The organism is Streptococcus sp. 27098_8_23 (assembly GCF_041432195.1).
Classification (GTDB): domain Bacteria; phylum Bacillota; class Bacilli; order Lactobacillales; family Streptococcaceae; genus Streptococcus.
In genome coordinates this window covers 40,689-55,231 of the sequence record NZ_JAPVZF010000009.1, presented here as the reverse complement: position 1 = coordinate 55,231, position 14,543 = coordinate 40,689, and the positions used below count along the sequence as shown (strand labels likewise).

Genomic DNA, 14,543 nt, shown 5'->3' with positions numbered 1-14,543 from the left:
TTTTTAGTTTAGCACAAAGTAGTTGAATTGACTAGGAATTATCTTTCTTTTCAGGCTTTTCTTCTGATTTTTTCTTCCCTGCTTGATTGCTTGAATCAGTCGCTACCTCTTCCTTTTTAGCTGTTTTCTTTTCTTGGGTTTCCATCGGAGGAAAGAGAAATTCATAGTCTCCCTTATTCATACGAACACTTGTTGCAAAACCTGTTTTCGTATTGTGATACCTGACTTTTCCTAAGTTGAAGACTCGTTCCCCACTTTCTTGCTCAGCCTTATCCTTACTTCGCTTGGCCATGGCAAAAGCTGCCAACTTCTCTTTGTTTAGGGTATAGTCTTTGTGATGGGCGACTTGCCGGTTCAAATAAAACTGCAACAAAAGGCTAAAAATAGCTGCCATGGTAACTGCATATAAGAGAACGCCTGCCTTAACTTTTTGCTTTTTCCACACGATAGATGAACTCCCTTTCTAAGCCTTTTTGAAATTGGAAACGAAAGTGAATCAGTTGATTTTCCTCTGTGATTTGAGCTGATTTGAGGCCATAAACCATTGGCTGGTAACCTCGTCCACTGCTATCGGTCTTCCGAAAATCATCCGATTTAGATTTCCCTATAGAGATATCCTTACCATCCTGTTTCATGTAGAGGCGATTGCCTTCTACCTTTTCAAACTGCGAACGCTCTAACTCAGCTTCTAGCTGGTCTACAAACAGGAGCCATTCCTTTTGCTCGCTTTGTTGCTGGTAGCGAACTTCTGAAATAAGGAGCTGACTCATGGCTTGAAAGAGAAGCAAGCCACCGCTAATGACGATAAGGGCTAGCAGAGATTCCAAAAGAGTGAAAGCCCTTACCTTACTGCTCTTTAAGATCCAGCAATTTCTCTGAACCATGGTAGACCTCCAATCCTTTTTCACTAGCAAAGACCTGAATCTCCACTCCATTGATCTTCACTTGATTTTGACCCGTCTGCAAGGCCATCTTGGCTACTCGTAGAACTTCTTCTTTTTGCAAGATTTCTGCCTCTTCTTGTCTATTTTTCTGAATTTGCCCCAAAAGAAGGGTCGCAATGCTGGCAAACACAGCCAAAGCTACTACTGCTTCTAGTAAGATTACTGCCCTAATTTTTTGTTTCCTTAATGCGTTTAATTTTTCCATTTCCTAGATATAATTGATAGCGAATCGCTCCTTTGCTGGTTTGAAATTCAACCTTAGCCAGGGACGAATTGCCTCCAGCTCGGTCAAATATAATGCTTTGTCCTGAGGGTGCCTGAATTCCTTTAGGAACGGTCAAGTTTTGACTGCCATTGCTAATGGTCCGTCCGTCTAAGCTTAAACTTGTCTTTTGCTGACTAGCTACGCTGCGTTTTTGCGTTTCTCGGTAGAGTTCTTCAAACTCCATAAAGAAAATCTGCTCTTCTACCGCTGCAAAACTGGATTGAACAGAACCAGACAAGCCCAGGGCAAGGATACTCACAAGTCCCAAAACTAAGAGACTTTCCAGCATAGTAAAGGCCTTAATCTGCAACAGTTTGACTTGTTTTTTGTTTTGCATGGTAGTCTTTATAAGCTTTGGCTTGCTCAGCTGTGATACGGCCGTCCGCTTGTAATTTGCTGAGGCTGGCGTCATCATTTTTGTCCAAACGATAGAGTTCTGCCTGGCTTTCCACAACCTTGACAACAGCAGCTTTTCCTTTATCATCTACGGCATCCTTTTGCTTGGTCAAATTGGGCACAAAGAGCAAGAGGAGTACGCTGATGATAAGCAAGACGACTAACATTTCTACCAAAGTGAAAGCTTTAACCTTGGCTTTTTTTAAATTTGTCATGAGTTTTTTCATTTTAAAAATTTACCTCCATATTTTGATACATGGGCATGAGCATTGCCGCATAAAGTAAAACGATAATCAGGGCCACAAAGATAAAAACCAGTGGCTGTACTAAGTTCATGGTGCGGTTGACTCGGATAAAAAAGGATTCCCAAGTCTTTTCCGCGTAGATTTCCAACTCACTCCCCAGCTTGGACTTGACTTCCCCATACTCGATGATGAGACTCAACTCCTTCTTAAAGAAAGGATAGGTCGTTATGGTTTGAGAAAATTCGCGGCCATTTTGCAGGGCTTGAGCCAAATCTTGACCGATTTCTTTAAAGAGCTGAGAACCTTGTTCCTGCATGATCTGAAAAATTTGCGTCAGCTCCATCCCCTGTGAAATCATATTGCCCCATTCACGCGCGTAATAGGCCGTCAGATAGGTCTGGACAAAGATTCCTAGAAAGGGAACCCGTGCCAACATCGAGAAAACCCGCATCTTGGAACTTCTTTTGTAGAAAGTGAGGGCTAAAAGTAAAGATAGAGAGCAAACCAGCACTAGTCCCAGAAATATTTGTGGCAGATTGCCGATGATTTGAGTGGCAATATTGCTACTGTCCAGTTGGGGAAGTAGATAGTTTCTCAACCCCAGCATGATTAGCAGGAGAAATCCCAGCAAAATCAGGGGATAAGTCGCCACTTCGATTAACTTTTTCTTGACCTTGGCCAAATTATCCAGATATTCTTCTATCTTTCCCAAACTCAGGTGAAGATTTCCATGTACTTCAGCTAGAGATAATTGGGTCACAATGGCACTTGAAAAGCCCAAACTTTCCATCATTTCTGAAAAGGATTTCCCCTGAGACAATCCTTGGTGCATCTGGGCCACATAGTCCTTTTCCAGCAAGGCACTTCTGCCCAAAAAAGAAATAATTTCCACCAAATGAAAGCCACTGGAGAAGAGGTTGTTAAACAAAGTGATGATTTTCTTCTGCTTAGCTGTAGCTAATTTTTTCCGTTTCAGCCTGAAGACTTGTGATATGTCCATCTTTAAGAAGCTGCTCAATCTGTTCATTCCAGCTAGTTGGCTGGTGTTCCTGATAGTCTTTGTTTGCAAAGTCAACGATTCCTCCTCCCCCAATTAATCTCTGGTAGCAGACTCCTTGCAGAACAACTGCTAATTCCTCCTCCGTCACACCCAACTCCAGAAGGCGTTCATAAACACCTCGGATACTCTTGGCATGAATGGTTGAAAAAACTGTCGCCCCTGTCAAACTGGCTCTGACCACTGCACGCGCTGTCTCGCTATCCCGAATTTCACCAATAATCAAGAGGTCCGGACGATGCCGGAGAGACAGTTTGATCAGATTTTCATAGGTCAAGCCAATCGCTTCATTCAACTGCAACTGGAGCATGTCTTCCTGCTTGATCTCGACAGGATCTTCAATGGACATAACCTGTTGCCCTTTAAACAGAGACTTGGCCAATTCGTGCATCAAGGTCGTCTTGCCACTTCCGACTGGACCTGCAAATAGATAGAGTCCCCGTTGCCTGTACTGCTCACCCAGTTCGTTCATATCCTGAAACCAGAAATTCAGATCCTGCTCCTCATCGTGCAACAAACGAATGACCAAACTCTCATGCCCCCGATAATCTCCTACGGTAGACAAACGCAGAGAAGACTTCTTCTCCCCATGCTGATAGTCGCAAGAACCCAGCTGACTGCGCCTCTTCTCTCCTACGTTCATACCCGCCACAAACTTAAAATGACTAATCACAGCAGCTAAAACATCAAACTCATAGGAGTCAACGAGACACCGCTCGTCTCCAACCCGCATGTGAAGCTCGTAGGACTTTTCCTTGGGAATGAAATAGATATCCTGAGCCTTCTTTTCTTTCGCAGTAGCAATAATTTTCTGTGCAATTTCTTGTACCATACCGCCCTCCTTATCTAACTATTCGCAAAAAAATAAAAAAAGCAACTTAAAAAGTTACTTTTTATCTCCATTTCATACGGCAAGAACGGTGTTTTTCTTGACCTGTTTGTTTTTCGTAGCCTGGACGTAGCTTTTCATCGGGGATGACTTGCTCATCCTGTAAAAGTGCCAAAGAATGATACTGCTGCAAATACTCATCACACTCATCACACCAGCGTTGGTCGGCAGGATCCCAAAAAATAGTCATCAAATCACTCCGACTCTTATAAAGAGGATTCTTCTTTTCCAGCTCAAACCAGCATGATTTATAATATTTTAGAGCATCATAATACTTGTCAAAAGATTGACTCATGATGACATCTTCTTCCCAACCTTCTATGAACCACCACGGTTCAAAATCCCCATACATTTCTATAACACGATACATTCTTACTACTTCCTTTGTATCGTATATTATATCTAATTTTTTATTACAAGAAAAGGATTTTGCTTGTTTCCCCCATTAGAAACTTCTTTAAGAAGCCTGTTATTTTCATCTGATAATAAAAATAGGAGTCCTTTATTGACCCCTATTTTTTATCTTCTTAGGCTTGATAACGTTTCACACCATCTAGGTAGGTTGCTACCAATTCCAAATCTTTATCTAGTACGATAAAGTCAGCGTCATAACCTTCACGGATTTGACCACAGACATCATCGATGTGAACAGATTTTGCTGGGTTGAGGCTGGCCATCATGACTGCTTCATGCGGATTCGCAATTCCCCATTCGACCACATTCTTCAAACCATCTTTGAGTTTGAGGATAGAACCTGCCAAATTGCCTGTAGATTTGAGGCGAGCAGTTCCATTGGCAACTACTACCGGGAATTCTCCCAACATGTAATCTCCATCTTCCAAGCCACCAGCTGTCATACAGTCTGTGATAAGGGCGATATTTTCAGTTCCCTTTTGTTTGAGCAAGATATCACAGGCCTTTGGATCCACATGGTGACCGTCACAGATCAACTCTGCATAGGTATGTGGCAACTCATACATGGCTCCCACCATACCGAGCTCACGGTGAGTCAACCCACGCATTCCGTTGTAGGCATGTACCCAAACGCTTGCTCCAGCATCGACTGCTTTTTTAGCTTCATCAAAAGTCGCATTGGAGTGCCCAAGAGCAACAGTCACTCCTTCGCCTGTAATCGTACGAACAAAGTCTTCTACACCTTCGCGTTCTGGCGCAAGGGCAATTTTATTGAGCAAGCCATTAGCTGCTTTTTGCCAAGCACGAAACTCATCCATACGAGGGTCTTTCATATAGGCAGGGTTTTGAGCTCCTTTGTATTTCTCTGTGAAATATGGCCCTTCAAAATAAATCCCACGAATTTTCGCTCCACTTGCTTCCTGGTAACGAGCACCGATATTTTCAGTTACTGCGAGCAACTGCTCGTAAGAGGAAGTCAAGGTCGTTGGCAAGAAGCTGGTAACACCCGTGCTAAGCAATCCTTCACTCATGGTATGAAGGGTTCCTTCGATGTTATTGTCCATGACATCCACACCACCAAATCCATGAATATGGGTATCCACAAGCCCAGGGGCAATGCTATAACCTGTATAGTCAATCACCTCAGCTCCTTCAGGAATCTGTTCTACATGTTTGCCGAACTTGCCATCCACAAGTTCCAAGTAACCGCCACGACGAACTCCGTGTGGGTAGAAAAACTGATCCGCTTTAATATAATTAGGCATAATGATAACCTCCTTGATAGATTGATTCTAGAATTTATTATGTCAATTACATTATAAACCTTTCTTTTTCATTTGTAAATGGTATAGACCTATTTTCTAGAGATATTTTAAAAGAGCTGGATTTCTCCAACTCTTTAATTTTATTTTGATTTCACAGGCAGTTCTTGAGCAGCCTTAACAGCAGCTGCAATCGTCTCTGCGTAAAGTTTAGCACCTTCTTCAATCATGTTGCTATCATTCCCAAAGTGGACTTGGTCGGTTCCTGCCCAGATTTCAGGGTGTTCCTTAGCAACCTTATTCCAGTCAGCTATGCTCACGTAAGGATTCTTTTCAGCTAATTCCCGTGCATAAGCCGCATACTGCTCCACTGATGTGTAAGTGTCCTTGCTCTTGTCTCCCTCATAAGGTGTCACCAGTATCAGATGGTGTCCTTTCGGTAGATTGTTCACGATGCTGTCCAAATCATTCTTATAGCCTTCAGGATTATTGACTCCCGTTGCAATGACAACTGTTTTTAGCAGCGCCTTGTTCTGACTGTTATTGAGCATAATATCATTGGCTTGCTTGGTCGTTCGACTAACCTGGGCATTGATATTTGCTTCAGGAAGTGCCTCTTGTAAGGCTGTATTGGCACGCAAGGCTACCGAATCTCCTATTAGGCTTGTTCCATCAGAAATTCCTAAACGACTCAGTTCAGCTTGTTCAGCAAGAGTCTTTGTTTGTCCTATATTGGTCTGGGCTTGTTTGAAACCATTGACCATCAAGTCTGTCTCAAAAGCTCCAACTTGAGGAGCCACAGCTATGATAATCAAGGTAATCAAGGTAAGAATGCCAGCAGCACCAGCACTAATTGGTTTAATATGAGGCAATCGACTAATCTTCCGTATTAAAGGATTGGATTTACCGGCAATCAATGGCTCAATAATATAGAAGGATAGGATAGCAAAGAAATAAGAAAAGATGATTGTCAGAATAACAGCAGGCAGATTACTCATCAACTGAGAAAAGATAATATAAAAAGGCCAGTGGAAGAGATAAACCGCGTAGCTGGTATCCGCTAAAAATGTGATTATCCGAAGTTCTTGTATCTCAGGCGTTTTCTCATGCAAGACACGCGCAGCAAAAATCATAGTCACTGCCGCTAAACTTGCTAGCAAGAAGCCAAATAAGTACGCAAACAGGTAGGTGAACTTGACAAAGAAAGTCAAGAGCACTAGCACCAAAAGCCCTGCGGCAAACACCAGTAGATTCTGACGAAGATCCCACATCCGGTCAAACTGCTTGACTAAATCGCTCGTCTGACGAACCCCCACAACCGTCGCCAAAATGCTTCCTAAAAAGAAGGGATAGACATGGGTCAGACTTGAAAAGTAGACAGATGAATAAGAACTCGCCATTAGACTACCAATAAACATGGAGAAAAAGCTAATGATAAAAGCTCCTGCAGAAAGGAGAAAGACTATCCCTCTCAATTGACTACTAGATTTTGAACGTTTCGATAAGAACCAAACCGCTAAGCCCCAAAGGATATAGTAGTGAACCTCAACAGCTAGGCTCCAGTTGTGAACAAAGAGATGCGGAATGAACTGGGATTCATAACTGCCTCCTGTTAACATTTCGTAGAAGTTGGTCATAAAACCGAGAACTCCAGCTATCTGGCCACCAATTCCAGCAACATAGTCTTGACGAACCAAGAAAGTAAAAGGCATGGTCACCAAAACCATCAGCACCACAGGTGGCACGATGCGGTAAAACCGTCTCTTAAAAAAGCCCAGTAAATCAATCTGGCGTGCCTTCCCAAATTCTTCTAAAAGGAGGGAGGTGATCAAAAATCCTGAAAAAGTGAAAAAGACATCTACCCCAAAGAATCCTCCAGGAAAGATCGTTTGAAAGAAGTGGTACAAAAGCACCAAAAGTAAACCTGTAATCCTAATCAAGGAAAACCATTTAATACGCATACGAGTCTATTCTCCATTAAATTAGGAAGTAAAACACCACCTAATTTCCATTCCATTATACTCCCTATTCTATCAAAAAAATAGGAAAAATCCTAAGAGAAAACTTAGGATTTTGGCATTCTATTTTTACACTTTAGAAATTGCGCCCTGACTTGTTGTAGCCATATTTTTCCACAAAATACTCACGAAATTCCAAGAGATTGTCATCCATAATGGCTTGACGCACTTGCTTCATCAGATTGAGCAAGAAGTAGAGATTGTGGTAACTAGTCAAGCGGATACCAAAGGTTTCGTCAGCCTTGAGCAGATGACGAAGGTAGGCGCGTGTGTAGTTCTTACATGTATAGCAATCACACTCAGGATCCAGTGGCGTAAAGTCTTCAGCGAATTGGGCATTTTTGACAACCAAACGACCTTGACTGGTCATACAAGTTCCGTTACGAGCGATACGAGTCGGCAAGACACAGTCAAACATATCCACCCCACGAATCACCCCATCAATCAAGCTATCTGGCGCTCCCACACCCATCAAATAGCGAGGTTTGTTTTCAGGAAGCAGTTGGGTTGTAAAGTCCAAGACGGCATTCATTTCTTCGTGCGTTTCTCCCACTGCCAAACCACCTATAGAGTAACCTGGGAAGTCCATGCTGACAAGATCATGCGCTGATTGGCGGCGCAAATCTTCAAATCCTGCCCCCTGTACAATTCCGAACAAGCCTTGGTCATGCGGACGACGATGAGCCTTCAAACCACGCTCAGCCCAACGGCTAGTACGCTCGATTGATTTCTTAACGTAATCATAGGGTTGGTAAAACTGAGGACATTCGTCAAAGGACATCATGATGTCTGAGCCCAGATTGTTCTGAATAGAGATGGCCTTTTCTGGTGATAGGAACATCTTGGAACCATTGAGATGGTTTTTAAAGGTTACTCCTTCTTCGGTGATATTTCGGCTATCTGCTAGGGAATAAACCTGGAAACCACCACTATCCGTCAAAATTGGCTGGTCCCAGTTCATAAATTTGTGGAGACCACCTGCGCGTGCGATGAGTTCATCTCCAGGGCGAAGCCAGAGATGATAGGTATTAGAGAGGATAATCCCTGATCCCATCTCCTTCAACTCTTCTGGTGACTGGGTTTTTACAGTAGCTTGGGTCCCAACTGGCATAAACATAGGTGTCGGGAAGGTACCGTGCGGGGTGATGATTTCTCCCAGACGAGCTCCCGTGTGTTTCTCTTTCTTAATCAAACGGTATTTGATTGGTGAATCTGACATTTTTTACCTCCGAAGCTGGGAAAAACAGTCCCAGTTCATACTTTGTGCCCAAAGGCATACTGTATGATTTTATCAAAAAAACTAGGAACTGTCACGAACTATGGTATAAGTGACAAATGTTTGCCAATACTTTCTGTTGCTTTTCAATAGTTGAGTTTTTGCTTATTTTTATTTAAAATAATTTCCGTTGATTTTCTTCATTTTTTTAAATCGTATTCATCTTCGTATTCATTTTCATACTAACCTTTGCCCGTATAGTTGAGAAGGCTGCAATTTAGTTTTAATAGTTTACAAAAGAATCAGTGAGTAATGTCACTGTTTTTTTCTTTGTCTTAAAAGGAGTACTACTTTCAAGAAGACACCTATTTTTTTTTGAAAAAAAGTAAAAAAACTTTATCAAAACGCTTGACTTTCTCGGTGTACCGTGATATAATATAATCAAGATAAGGAAAGGAGGTGAGGAAAATGGACAAAGATGATTGGCTCAGATTGGTTGAAAAACTAATTGATAACGGGCCAGCTTACATCACAGCTCTAACTGGTGCATATGCTACATATCACATTTGGAGCAAAGAAAAAAAGCGAAAACCTAGACCTCGCAAGTTTAAGTAATCGCCTTGGGAATAGGGGAGCTACAACTCCCCTCACTCCCTATTATACCATAAAATAGGAACAATACCATGGAAATTTTAATCATAAATATACTGATCGTTTTATTGAGTTATTTTTATTTAAGAGGGCAAAAAGATGAGAAAGCAAATAGAAAAAGTATTAAAAAGCAAAAAGAGCACAAGCGCAATCGCTAAAGGGGCAGATTTGCCTTGGACGACAGTCTCAGACCTTAGAAGTGGAAAAACAAATTTGAACAAAATGTCTTTATTGACAGCAGAAAAATTACAAAAATATGCGGAGGAGCTAGAAATGGAAAACGCAAAACAACTACTTGAAGAAATTAAAAATAACGATGTATCGTATGCTATTGTAAATGAAGATGGAGCAGTTTATTGTAATCTTGGCACAAGTAATATCATGGATATTTACGGTCTTGATGGTGAAGATGGCCATTTCTACGGTGTTTACGGTGACGCAGTTGGCGGGCAGCTTGATAGTCGCAATGTCCCTGATGACGTTATCTTGAAAGCTATTAAACTAATGCTAGGGCTTGGCGAACCTGTAAAACGTTCAGAATTGTCTATGGGATCAGATTTCAAACAGACATTTGTAGATGGATATTTTGAGGCAGTCGAATTGATGAAACAGTCTGGTCTTCTTCAGCCTCAGGAAGAAAATGAGAAAGTCAAAGAATGGATTGAGTCTCACAAGGATATTGTAGGTTCAACAGTTAAACACCCATCGTTTGGAACTGGTAAAGTAGTTAAAATTGAAGACAATGCAATTACTATTGATTTTGAAGATGCTGGAAGCAAATCTTTAGATCTCAATGCTGTTGTTGAAAGTGATTTATTAGAGTTCTAAAATAATTTATAATGGTTAAAGCAGTGATTTCGGTCACTGCTTTTTCTATTTTGAACAAACAAAAAACCGCAAGCATAAGCCTGCGGTTAAACATTTAGAACAATATTTTAGAAAATTTCCTTTCTATTTTAAAAAAATTATTTTGTAGTAACAATTAGTCCATCAGGTAATACATCAAGCGCTGGTTTGTCTGAGCGGCTTCCATCTTCGTTGACGTAGTACCAGCCACCTTCAACTTTAACAAGTTCTTCTGAAGACATTGCTCCATTCTCTTCTTTGAGATGATATAGTTTGTCCTTGTATTGAACCCAGCCAGTGACCATTGCTCCTGAAGCATCAAGATAGTACCATTTGCCATTCACAAACACCCAACCAACGACCATTGCGCCGTTTTCTTTTAGGTAGTACCATTTTCCATCATCTTTCAACCAGCGAGAAGCTATTGAATAACCTCTCTCGTTGAAGTAATACCAGGTACCATCGATCTTTTCCCATTCTTCTTTTGGAAAAGATCCGTCAGGATATTCATACCACCATCCGGTATCATTCTTTTTCCATCTGGGTTTAGCTTCTTCGTCATCTAGTAAAACAATGTTTTTGTCGTACGGATTTGAAGAATATTGCCACCATCGAATCCCATCCATGCTAGGAAAATATTCAAAATCAGCTGTACCATCATTCAAACCATAGCCTGCAATCCAAAGGCTATTTGGAAATTTCGCAAGAATCTGCTCATAATAGATATTATTGAGCGTGAATGGCTTGTAGCTGTAATAAATTGGCTCATAGCCATTTTCTTTGAGGATTTCCATAAAGCGAATACAAGCATCTGTATTTGCCTGTTTATCTCCGCTAGCGTGATCTTCGTAATCAAGACACAAGTATTTTACTTTTTGAGGTACATTATCAAGGAAGTAGCGTGCCTCTCGTTCGGCTTCTTCGATGTCACCACCAAACCAAGCAAAGTGATAAAATCCAACAGGATTGGATTGCTCCACTTGAGCAGACAAGCAAGGGTTTAGATAATTTGTGCTTTCAGAAACTTTGATAATAGTATTCTGTGTACCCATGTCAACCAAGATACCTGTAATATCGTATCCATTGTGGCTAGATACATCGATGAATAAGTCGTTTTTCTTCATTGTTTTCTCCTAGTCCTCGCTTGGTTCTTGATAGTCAAGAGCCCGTTTGCTATCAGAAATTCCTGCAGTTGTTGGGTCATTTACAACGCCAATCAATACAAGAATGTAAACGAATGTGTTCACACCATCCTGAATATTCTTAGGGATTTCTAATCCAAATTGCTGAGCCATAAGGAAGATAGCTCCTAAAAGGGCAATGAGTGTTGTTTTGTTTTGCAAGCGCAATTTCCAGTTAATCATTTTGAGTTTCTCCTTTTATTATTGTTTATTTTGAATCAAGCTTTTAAGCTCTCTTACATCCTCACCAAGCGATTTCACTTGCTCAGCTAGTACTAAGATAGCCTTATTTTGTTCATCGTGGTTATCGAGCCGTTTGTTGGCTGATGTCTTGAATTCGTTCAGATTTTCGATATCTTTCTCTAAAATCGTAAGACGATTCTCCTGCTTGGTTGCTTTATCTTTCATCGAAAAATAAAGACCAATCACAGGAATGAGGGTGATAAAGATCTGTACGATAAATCGTTCATAACCTGGCATACAACCTCCTTCTAATCAATGCGTGGCATGACCACGGTCAACACACCTTGTTGTAGCATTTCAGCAAGTGACTGTTCTTTCCATGTGTAGCCCTCTGTTGGCTGCATTTGGAACTTAAAGATAGTCTTAGTTCCACTCGGCCATTTTGGATTGGTATCAAACGGATAAGGCATAGCCACAATATCGCCATTGTTGTATCTAGTGTCCTTGACTAGAGGTTTAATAAATGCAGCAACCTTGCCATAAGCATGAGTAGCCATACCGCCATTTTGAGATACTGCCAAGGCAATCAAGACCTCAGTGATAGCTGAAACCGTGTCAAGATTTTCCTTGTTTGCATTAGCAGCTTGCTCAGCTTTATCCGTTGCCTCTTTGTTCTTTTGTAGCTCTTGAGCTACTTTGCTGAATTTTTCGTTTTCTGCTCTGTTCGGGAAATTTTCCTCATAGAGCGACTCAAGAGCAAGCTCAAAGAGCTCTGTATTTGATAAGCTGATTTTATCAGCTGGTAGCAAGATAGGTACGATAGCACCGTCTGAATTGACTAACGTGACCTTTGTAGCGGATTCTTTTCCGCTTGCATCAAATTCTTGGGACTTTGTCCCGTACTCTAATTTCATACTTTCTCCTTTCATTTATTAAGGGTAAGGGTCATTTGTAATATAAGTTATTGTGCCTGTCCAGTATTTATTTCCTGGTGATTTACTTGTCAGACGGATTTTACCATCTGAGGCAAGATGTAAGATAGCCGTTCCAGTTACTGTTGAGTCAGACAATCCTTGTAAGATAAAGTTAACCTCTTGAGCTGGTCTAAATCCAGCAGGTATTGTTTCTTTGACTTCTCGATAATCTGAAACTGTGTTGATATTTGTGATTTTTCTTTCAGTTGAAATTGTGACAAGATTGCCATTTCTTGTTACGTTACCGTTAATGAACCAACCTAGCTCAATCTTTCTTGTAGCAATTTTCTGCAAGTCATCTTTTGTAGCAATCTCTTTCCATTGCGTTGGAGCCCATTTATTGGCGTTATTATAGACTCTAACAAATACACGTCCTGTCCCTATTGAGGTAAAAAATTGGACACCTTTCCAGCTATCAAGCCAAAAATTTTGATACAGGCCCCACTCGCCGTTTTTTCCTGTTGGGTTGTCATCGTATTTGCCAGATCTCCAACCAAATTCTGTAGCTTGCTTATTCCAAATATCATCCCATTGAGTGCTACCTCTACCTAGACCTCCATTATTAGCAGTCAGCTGATATTGTTGAATTGGCTTGTTGTCTGCGTAGATGTTGCCCTTAACATCCAAAGCACCCTGCTCACGGATTTTATTGACCCCAACTCCTGACCGATCGTAAGACAAGACTACGCTCTCTGTAGGCACGTTGACCATGAAATCAGTACGAGTGAATTTGTCCTCTAACGTGCCGATGACAACCCACGACTGATTAGCTAGATAATTGCCTGCAAGATTAGCCTGAGAGTTTACTAGATTTGAGATACTTGTCCAGGATCCAGTTGCTGGTCCTGTGTCCACTTGAAAATTAGTAGTCCCAAGCCGAGCAACCTTGAATGTCAAGGTCATTGAGTTCTTTTGACTGCCTGAGACAGTCAGAGGGGCGATTTTGGCATTTCGTGTGACCGTCAAGGTGCTAGAGGTTGAGCCTGTTCTAGCTATGCTAAAACTCAATGCTGGAGCAAAATACTCAAGCACTGTGACAGATACCTCTCTAGCGTCTGACCAGCGTCCACGGCTATCAGATACACTAGCTCTGATTTTGATGGTACCGTGATAGTTCATAATGCCCAAACTTCCTCCGTTTGAGCTTGTCGCTTGGTTTCTGCCTACGATTTCAGCACGATAGCCAGTGATGGATGAACCATAAGAACCGCTAGCGCCATTAAACGCAACCTTGATGTTAGAGATGACCTGAATGAACGTATCAGGATTTGGGATAAGGTTCTGAGCTGCACCGTTCAAATCTGAGAGTGTGACACCTGAGAAGGCAGGCTTGACATTTGATGGTACGCTTGCCGTGAATGTAGTGGACTGTGTTCCAGTCTTGGTACTTCCTGAATAGGTATCGACAAAGATTGTACCTGTACCGCTTGATGAGTTCGGGATGTCGTTTGCGAAATCCATAGGGATTGTCCAGCTTGTGGATGTATCTACATTCGTCGCAATCGTTCCTGACTTGCCAGCCCAGGAATAGCGCACCATGTGCTTAAAACTTGAGCTTTGACGATTTATGTTGATAGTAACCGCACTACCAATCACCCCAGCGCTCACGCTTACAGAGCTTGAGCGCGGGATAGCAGTCAGACCGAGATTTCCTGATACTGTGATAGTCCCATGCAGTCCGTTATTCGGATTGAACGTACATGAGAAAGGTAGTGTCTTCCGACCGTCTGAGTTGTGTGAGATTGTGGTTGAACCACTAGCGAGAGTGACCTCGCCGTCCCAAACTTCCCAAACTGGATTGCTAGAATGCACATTTTGGCCGTCCAAAGTTAGAGACAACGTACTGTCTCCCTGTTTATTGAACGTGTGATAGTACGTATAACGACTAACTGTCAACTGCCAGTTAATGGTTGAAGTATTAGCTGAAATATCTGTTGAAACTTCATCAATATACACATTCAAATATAAGCTGTTACTTGAATTACTAAATCTAGGCATTTTA

The 14,543-nt window shown here is 41.6% G+C and carries 18 protein-coding genes and 1 pseudogene; 3 read left to right on the top strand and 16 right to left on the bottom strand.

The window, feature by feature from the left end; translation table 11 throughout:
* Positions 1-31: 31 nt before the first annotated feature.
* The 11 genes from comGG to tgt all read right to left on the bottom strand — a co-directional run bounded on the left by comGG (position 32) and on the right by tgt (position 8,709).
* Positions 32-445, bottom strand: coding sequence for a competence type IV pilus minor pilin ComGG (comGG, locus tag O3652_RS09595; protein ID WP_061588016.1), 414 nt, complete (start codon positions 443-445; stop codon positions 32-34).
* A complete protein-coding gene (gene comGF / locus O3652_RS09590) occupies positions 423-884 on the bottom strand; it encodes a competence type IV pilus minor pilin ComGF (RefSeq protein ID WP_070696779.1) in 462 nt (153 codons plus the stop codon). Before comGF ends, comGG begins: the two co-directional genes overlap by 23 nt.
* On the bottom strand, positions 847-1,149 hold the full coding sequence (gene comGE / locus O3652_RS09585; RefSeq protein WP_070696778.1) for a competence type IV pilus minor pilin ComGE: 303 nt from the start codon (positions 1,147-1,149) through the stop codon (positions 847-849). Before comGE ends, comGF begins: the two co-directional genes overlap by 38 nt.
* Positions 1,112-1,546 carry a competence type IV pilus minor pilin ComGD gene (comGD, locus tag O3652_RS09580; protein WP_070696776.1) on the bottom strand — a complete coding sequence of 145 codons (435 nt, stop codon included), beginning with the start codon at positions 1,544-1,546 and terminating at the stop codon, positions 1,112-1,114. Before comGD ends, comGE begins: the two co-directional genes overlap by 38 nt.
* A complete protein-coding gene (gene comGC / locus O3652_RS09575; protein ID WP_000735798.1) occupies positions 1,509-1,832 on the bottom strand; it encodes a competence type IV pilus major pilin ComGC in 324 nt (107 codons plus the stop codon). The genes comGD and comGC overlap by 38 nt, the downstream gene beginning before the upstream one ends.
* A gap of 1 nt (position 1,833) precedes the next feature.
* The gene (comGB, locus tag O3652_RS09570) at positions 1,834-2,850 is read right to left on the bottom strand and encodes a competence type IV pilus assembly protein ComGB (protein ID WP_161800908.1); all 1,017 of its coding nucleotides are present in this window, start codon (positions 2,848-2,850) and stop codon (positions 1,834-1,836) included.
* Positions 2,798-3,739, bottom strand: coding sequence for a competence type IV pilus ATPase ComGA (comGA, locus tag O3652_RS09565; RefSeq protein ID WP_000249583.1), 942 nt, complete (start codon positions 3,737-3,739; stop codon positions 2,798-2,800). Before comGA ends, comGB begins: the two co-directional genes overlap by 53 nt.
* A 61-nt stretch (positions 3,740-3,800) precedes the next feature.
* Positions 3,801-4,166: a DUF1033 family protein gene (locus O3652_RS09560; protein ID WP_000286399.1), complete on the bottom strand. Its 366-nt coding sequence runs from the start codon at positions 4,164-4,166 to the stop codon at positions 3,801-3,803.
* A 157-nt stretch (positions 4,167-4,323) separates the two neighbouring features.
* A complete protein-coding gene (gene nagA, locus O3652_RS09555) occupies positions 4,324-5,475 on the bottom strand; it encodes an N-acetylglucosamine-6-phosphate deacetylase (RefSeq protein ID WP_001134442.1) in 1,152 nt (383 codons plus the stop codon).
* Between the two features lie 140 nt (positions 5,476-5,615).
* Complete coding sequence (locus O3652_RS09550) at positions 5,616-7,433, bottom strand: acyltransferase family protein (RefSeq protein ID WP_125413633.1); 1,818 nt, start codon at positions 7,431-7,433, stop codon at positions 5,616-5,618.
* Between the two features lie 133 nt (positions 7,434-7,566).
* Entirely contained in the window at positions 7,567-8,709 is a 1,143-nt protein-coding gene (gene tgt, locus O3652_RS09545) for a tRNA guanosine(34) transglycosylase Tgt (RefSeq protein WP_001285237.1), read from the bottom strand.
* 465 nt (positions 8,710-9,174) lie between these two features.
* Between tgt and O3652_RS09540 the strand changes: the two genes are divergently transcribed.
* The 3 genes and pseudogenes from O3652_RS09540 (at position 9,175) to O3652_RS09530 (ending at position 10,185) form a co-directional block, all read left to right on the top strand.
* Entirely contained in the window at positions 9,175-9,321 is a 147-nt protein-coding gene (locus tag O3652_RS09540; protein WP_007519127.1) for a hypothetical protein, read from the top strand.
* A 135-nt stretch (positions 9,322-9,456) separates the two neighbouring features.
* A pseudogene (locus tag O3652_RS09535) lies at positions 9,457-9,618 on the top strand (DUF3553 domain-containing protein); the annotation flags it as partial.
* A gap of 12 nt (positions 9,619-9,630) precedes the next feature.
* Entirely contained in the window at positions 9,631-10,185 is a 555-nt protein-coding gene (locus tag O3652_RS09530; RefSeq protein ID WP_371590383.1) for a DUF3553 domain-containing protein, read from the top strand.
* A gap of 137 nt (positions 10,186-10,322) precedes the next feature.
* On the opposite strand, the gene O3652_RS09525 is transcribed toward O3652_RS09530, so the two are convergent.
* Genes O3652_RS09525 through O3652_RS09505 form a run of 5 tightly spaced genes read right to left on the bottom strand, consistent with a single transcriptional unit; the run spans position 10,323 to position 14,539 of the window.
* Positions 10,323-11,327: a GH25 family lysozyme gene (locus O3652_RS09525; protein ID WP_371590379.1), complete on the bottom strand. Its 1,005-nt coding sequence runs from the start codon at positions 11,325-11,327 to the stop codon at positions 10,323-10,325.
* Between the two features lie 9 nt (positions 11,328-11,336).
* A complete protein-coding gene (locus O3652_RS09520; protein ID WP_075230971.1) occupies positions 11,337-11,567 on the bottom strand; it encodes a phage holin in 231 nt (76 codons plus the stop codon).
* Between the two features lie 18 nt (positions 11,568-11,585).
* Entirely contained in the window at positions 11,586-11,864 is a 279-nt protein-coding gene (locus O3652_RS09515; RefSeq protein ID WP_371590378.1) for a hypothetical protein, read from the bottom strand.
* Positions 11,865-11,875: 11 nt separating this feature from the next.
* Positions 11,876-12,481, bottom strand: coding sequence for a DUF1366 domain-containing protein (locus O3652_RS09510; RefSeq protein ID WP_371590377.1), 606 nt, complete (start codon positions 12,479-12,481; stop codon positions 11,876-11,878).
* An 18-nt stretch (positions 12,482-12,499) separates the two neighbouring features.
* On the bottom strand, positions 12,500-14,539 hold the full coding sequence (locus tag O3652_RS09505) for a DUF859 family phage minor structural protein (RefSeq protein ID WP_371590376.1): 2,040 nt from the start codon (positions 14,537-14,539) through the stop codon (positions 12,500-12,502).
* Between the last annotated feature and the right edge of the window lie 4 nt (positions 14,540-14,543).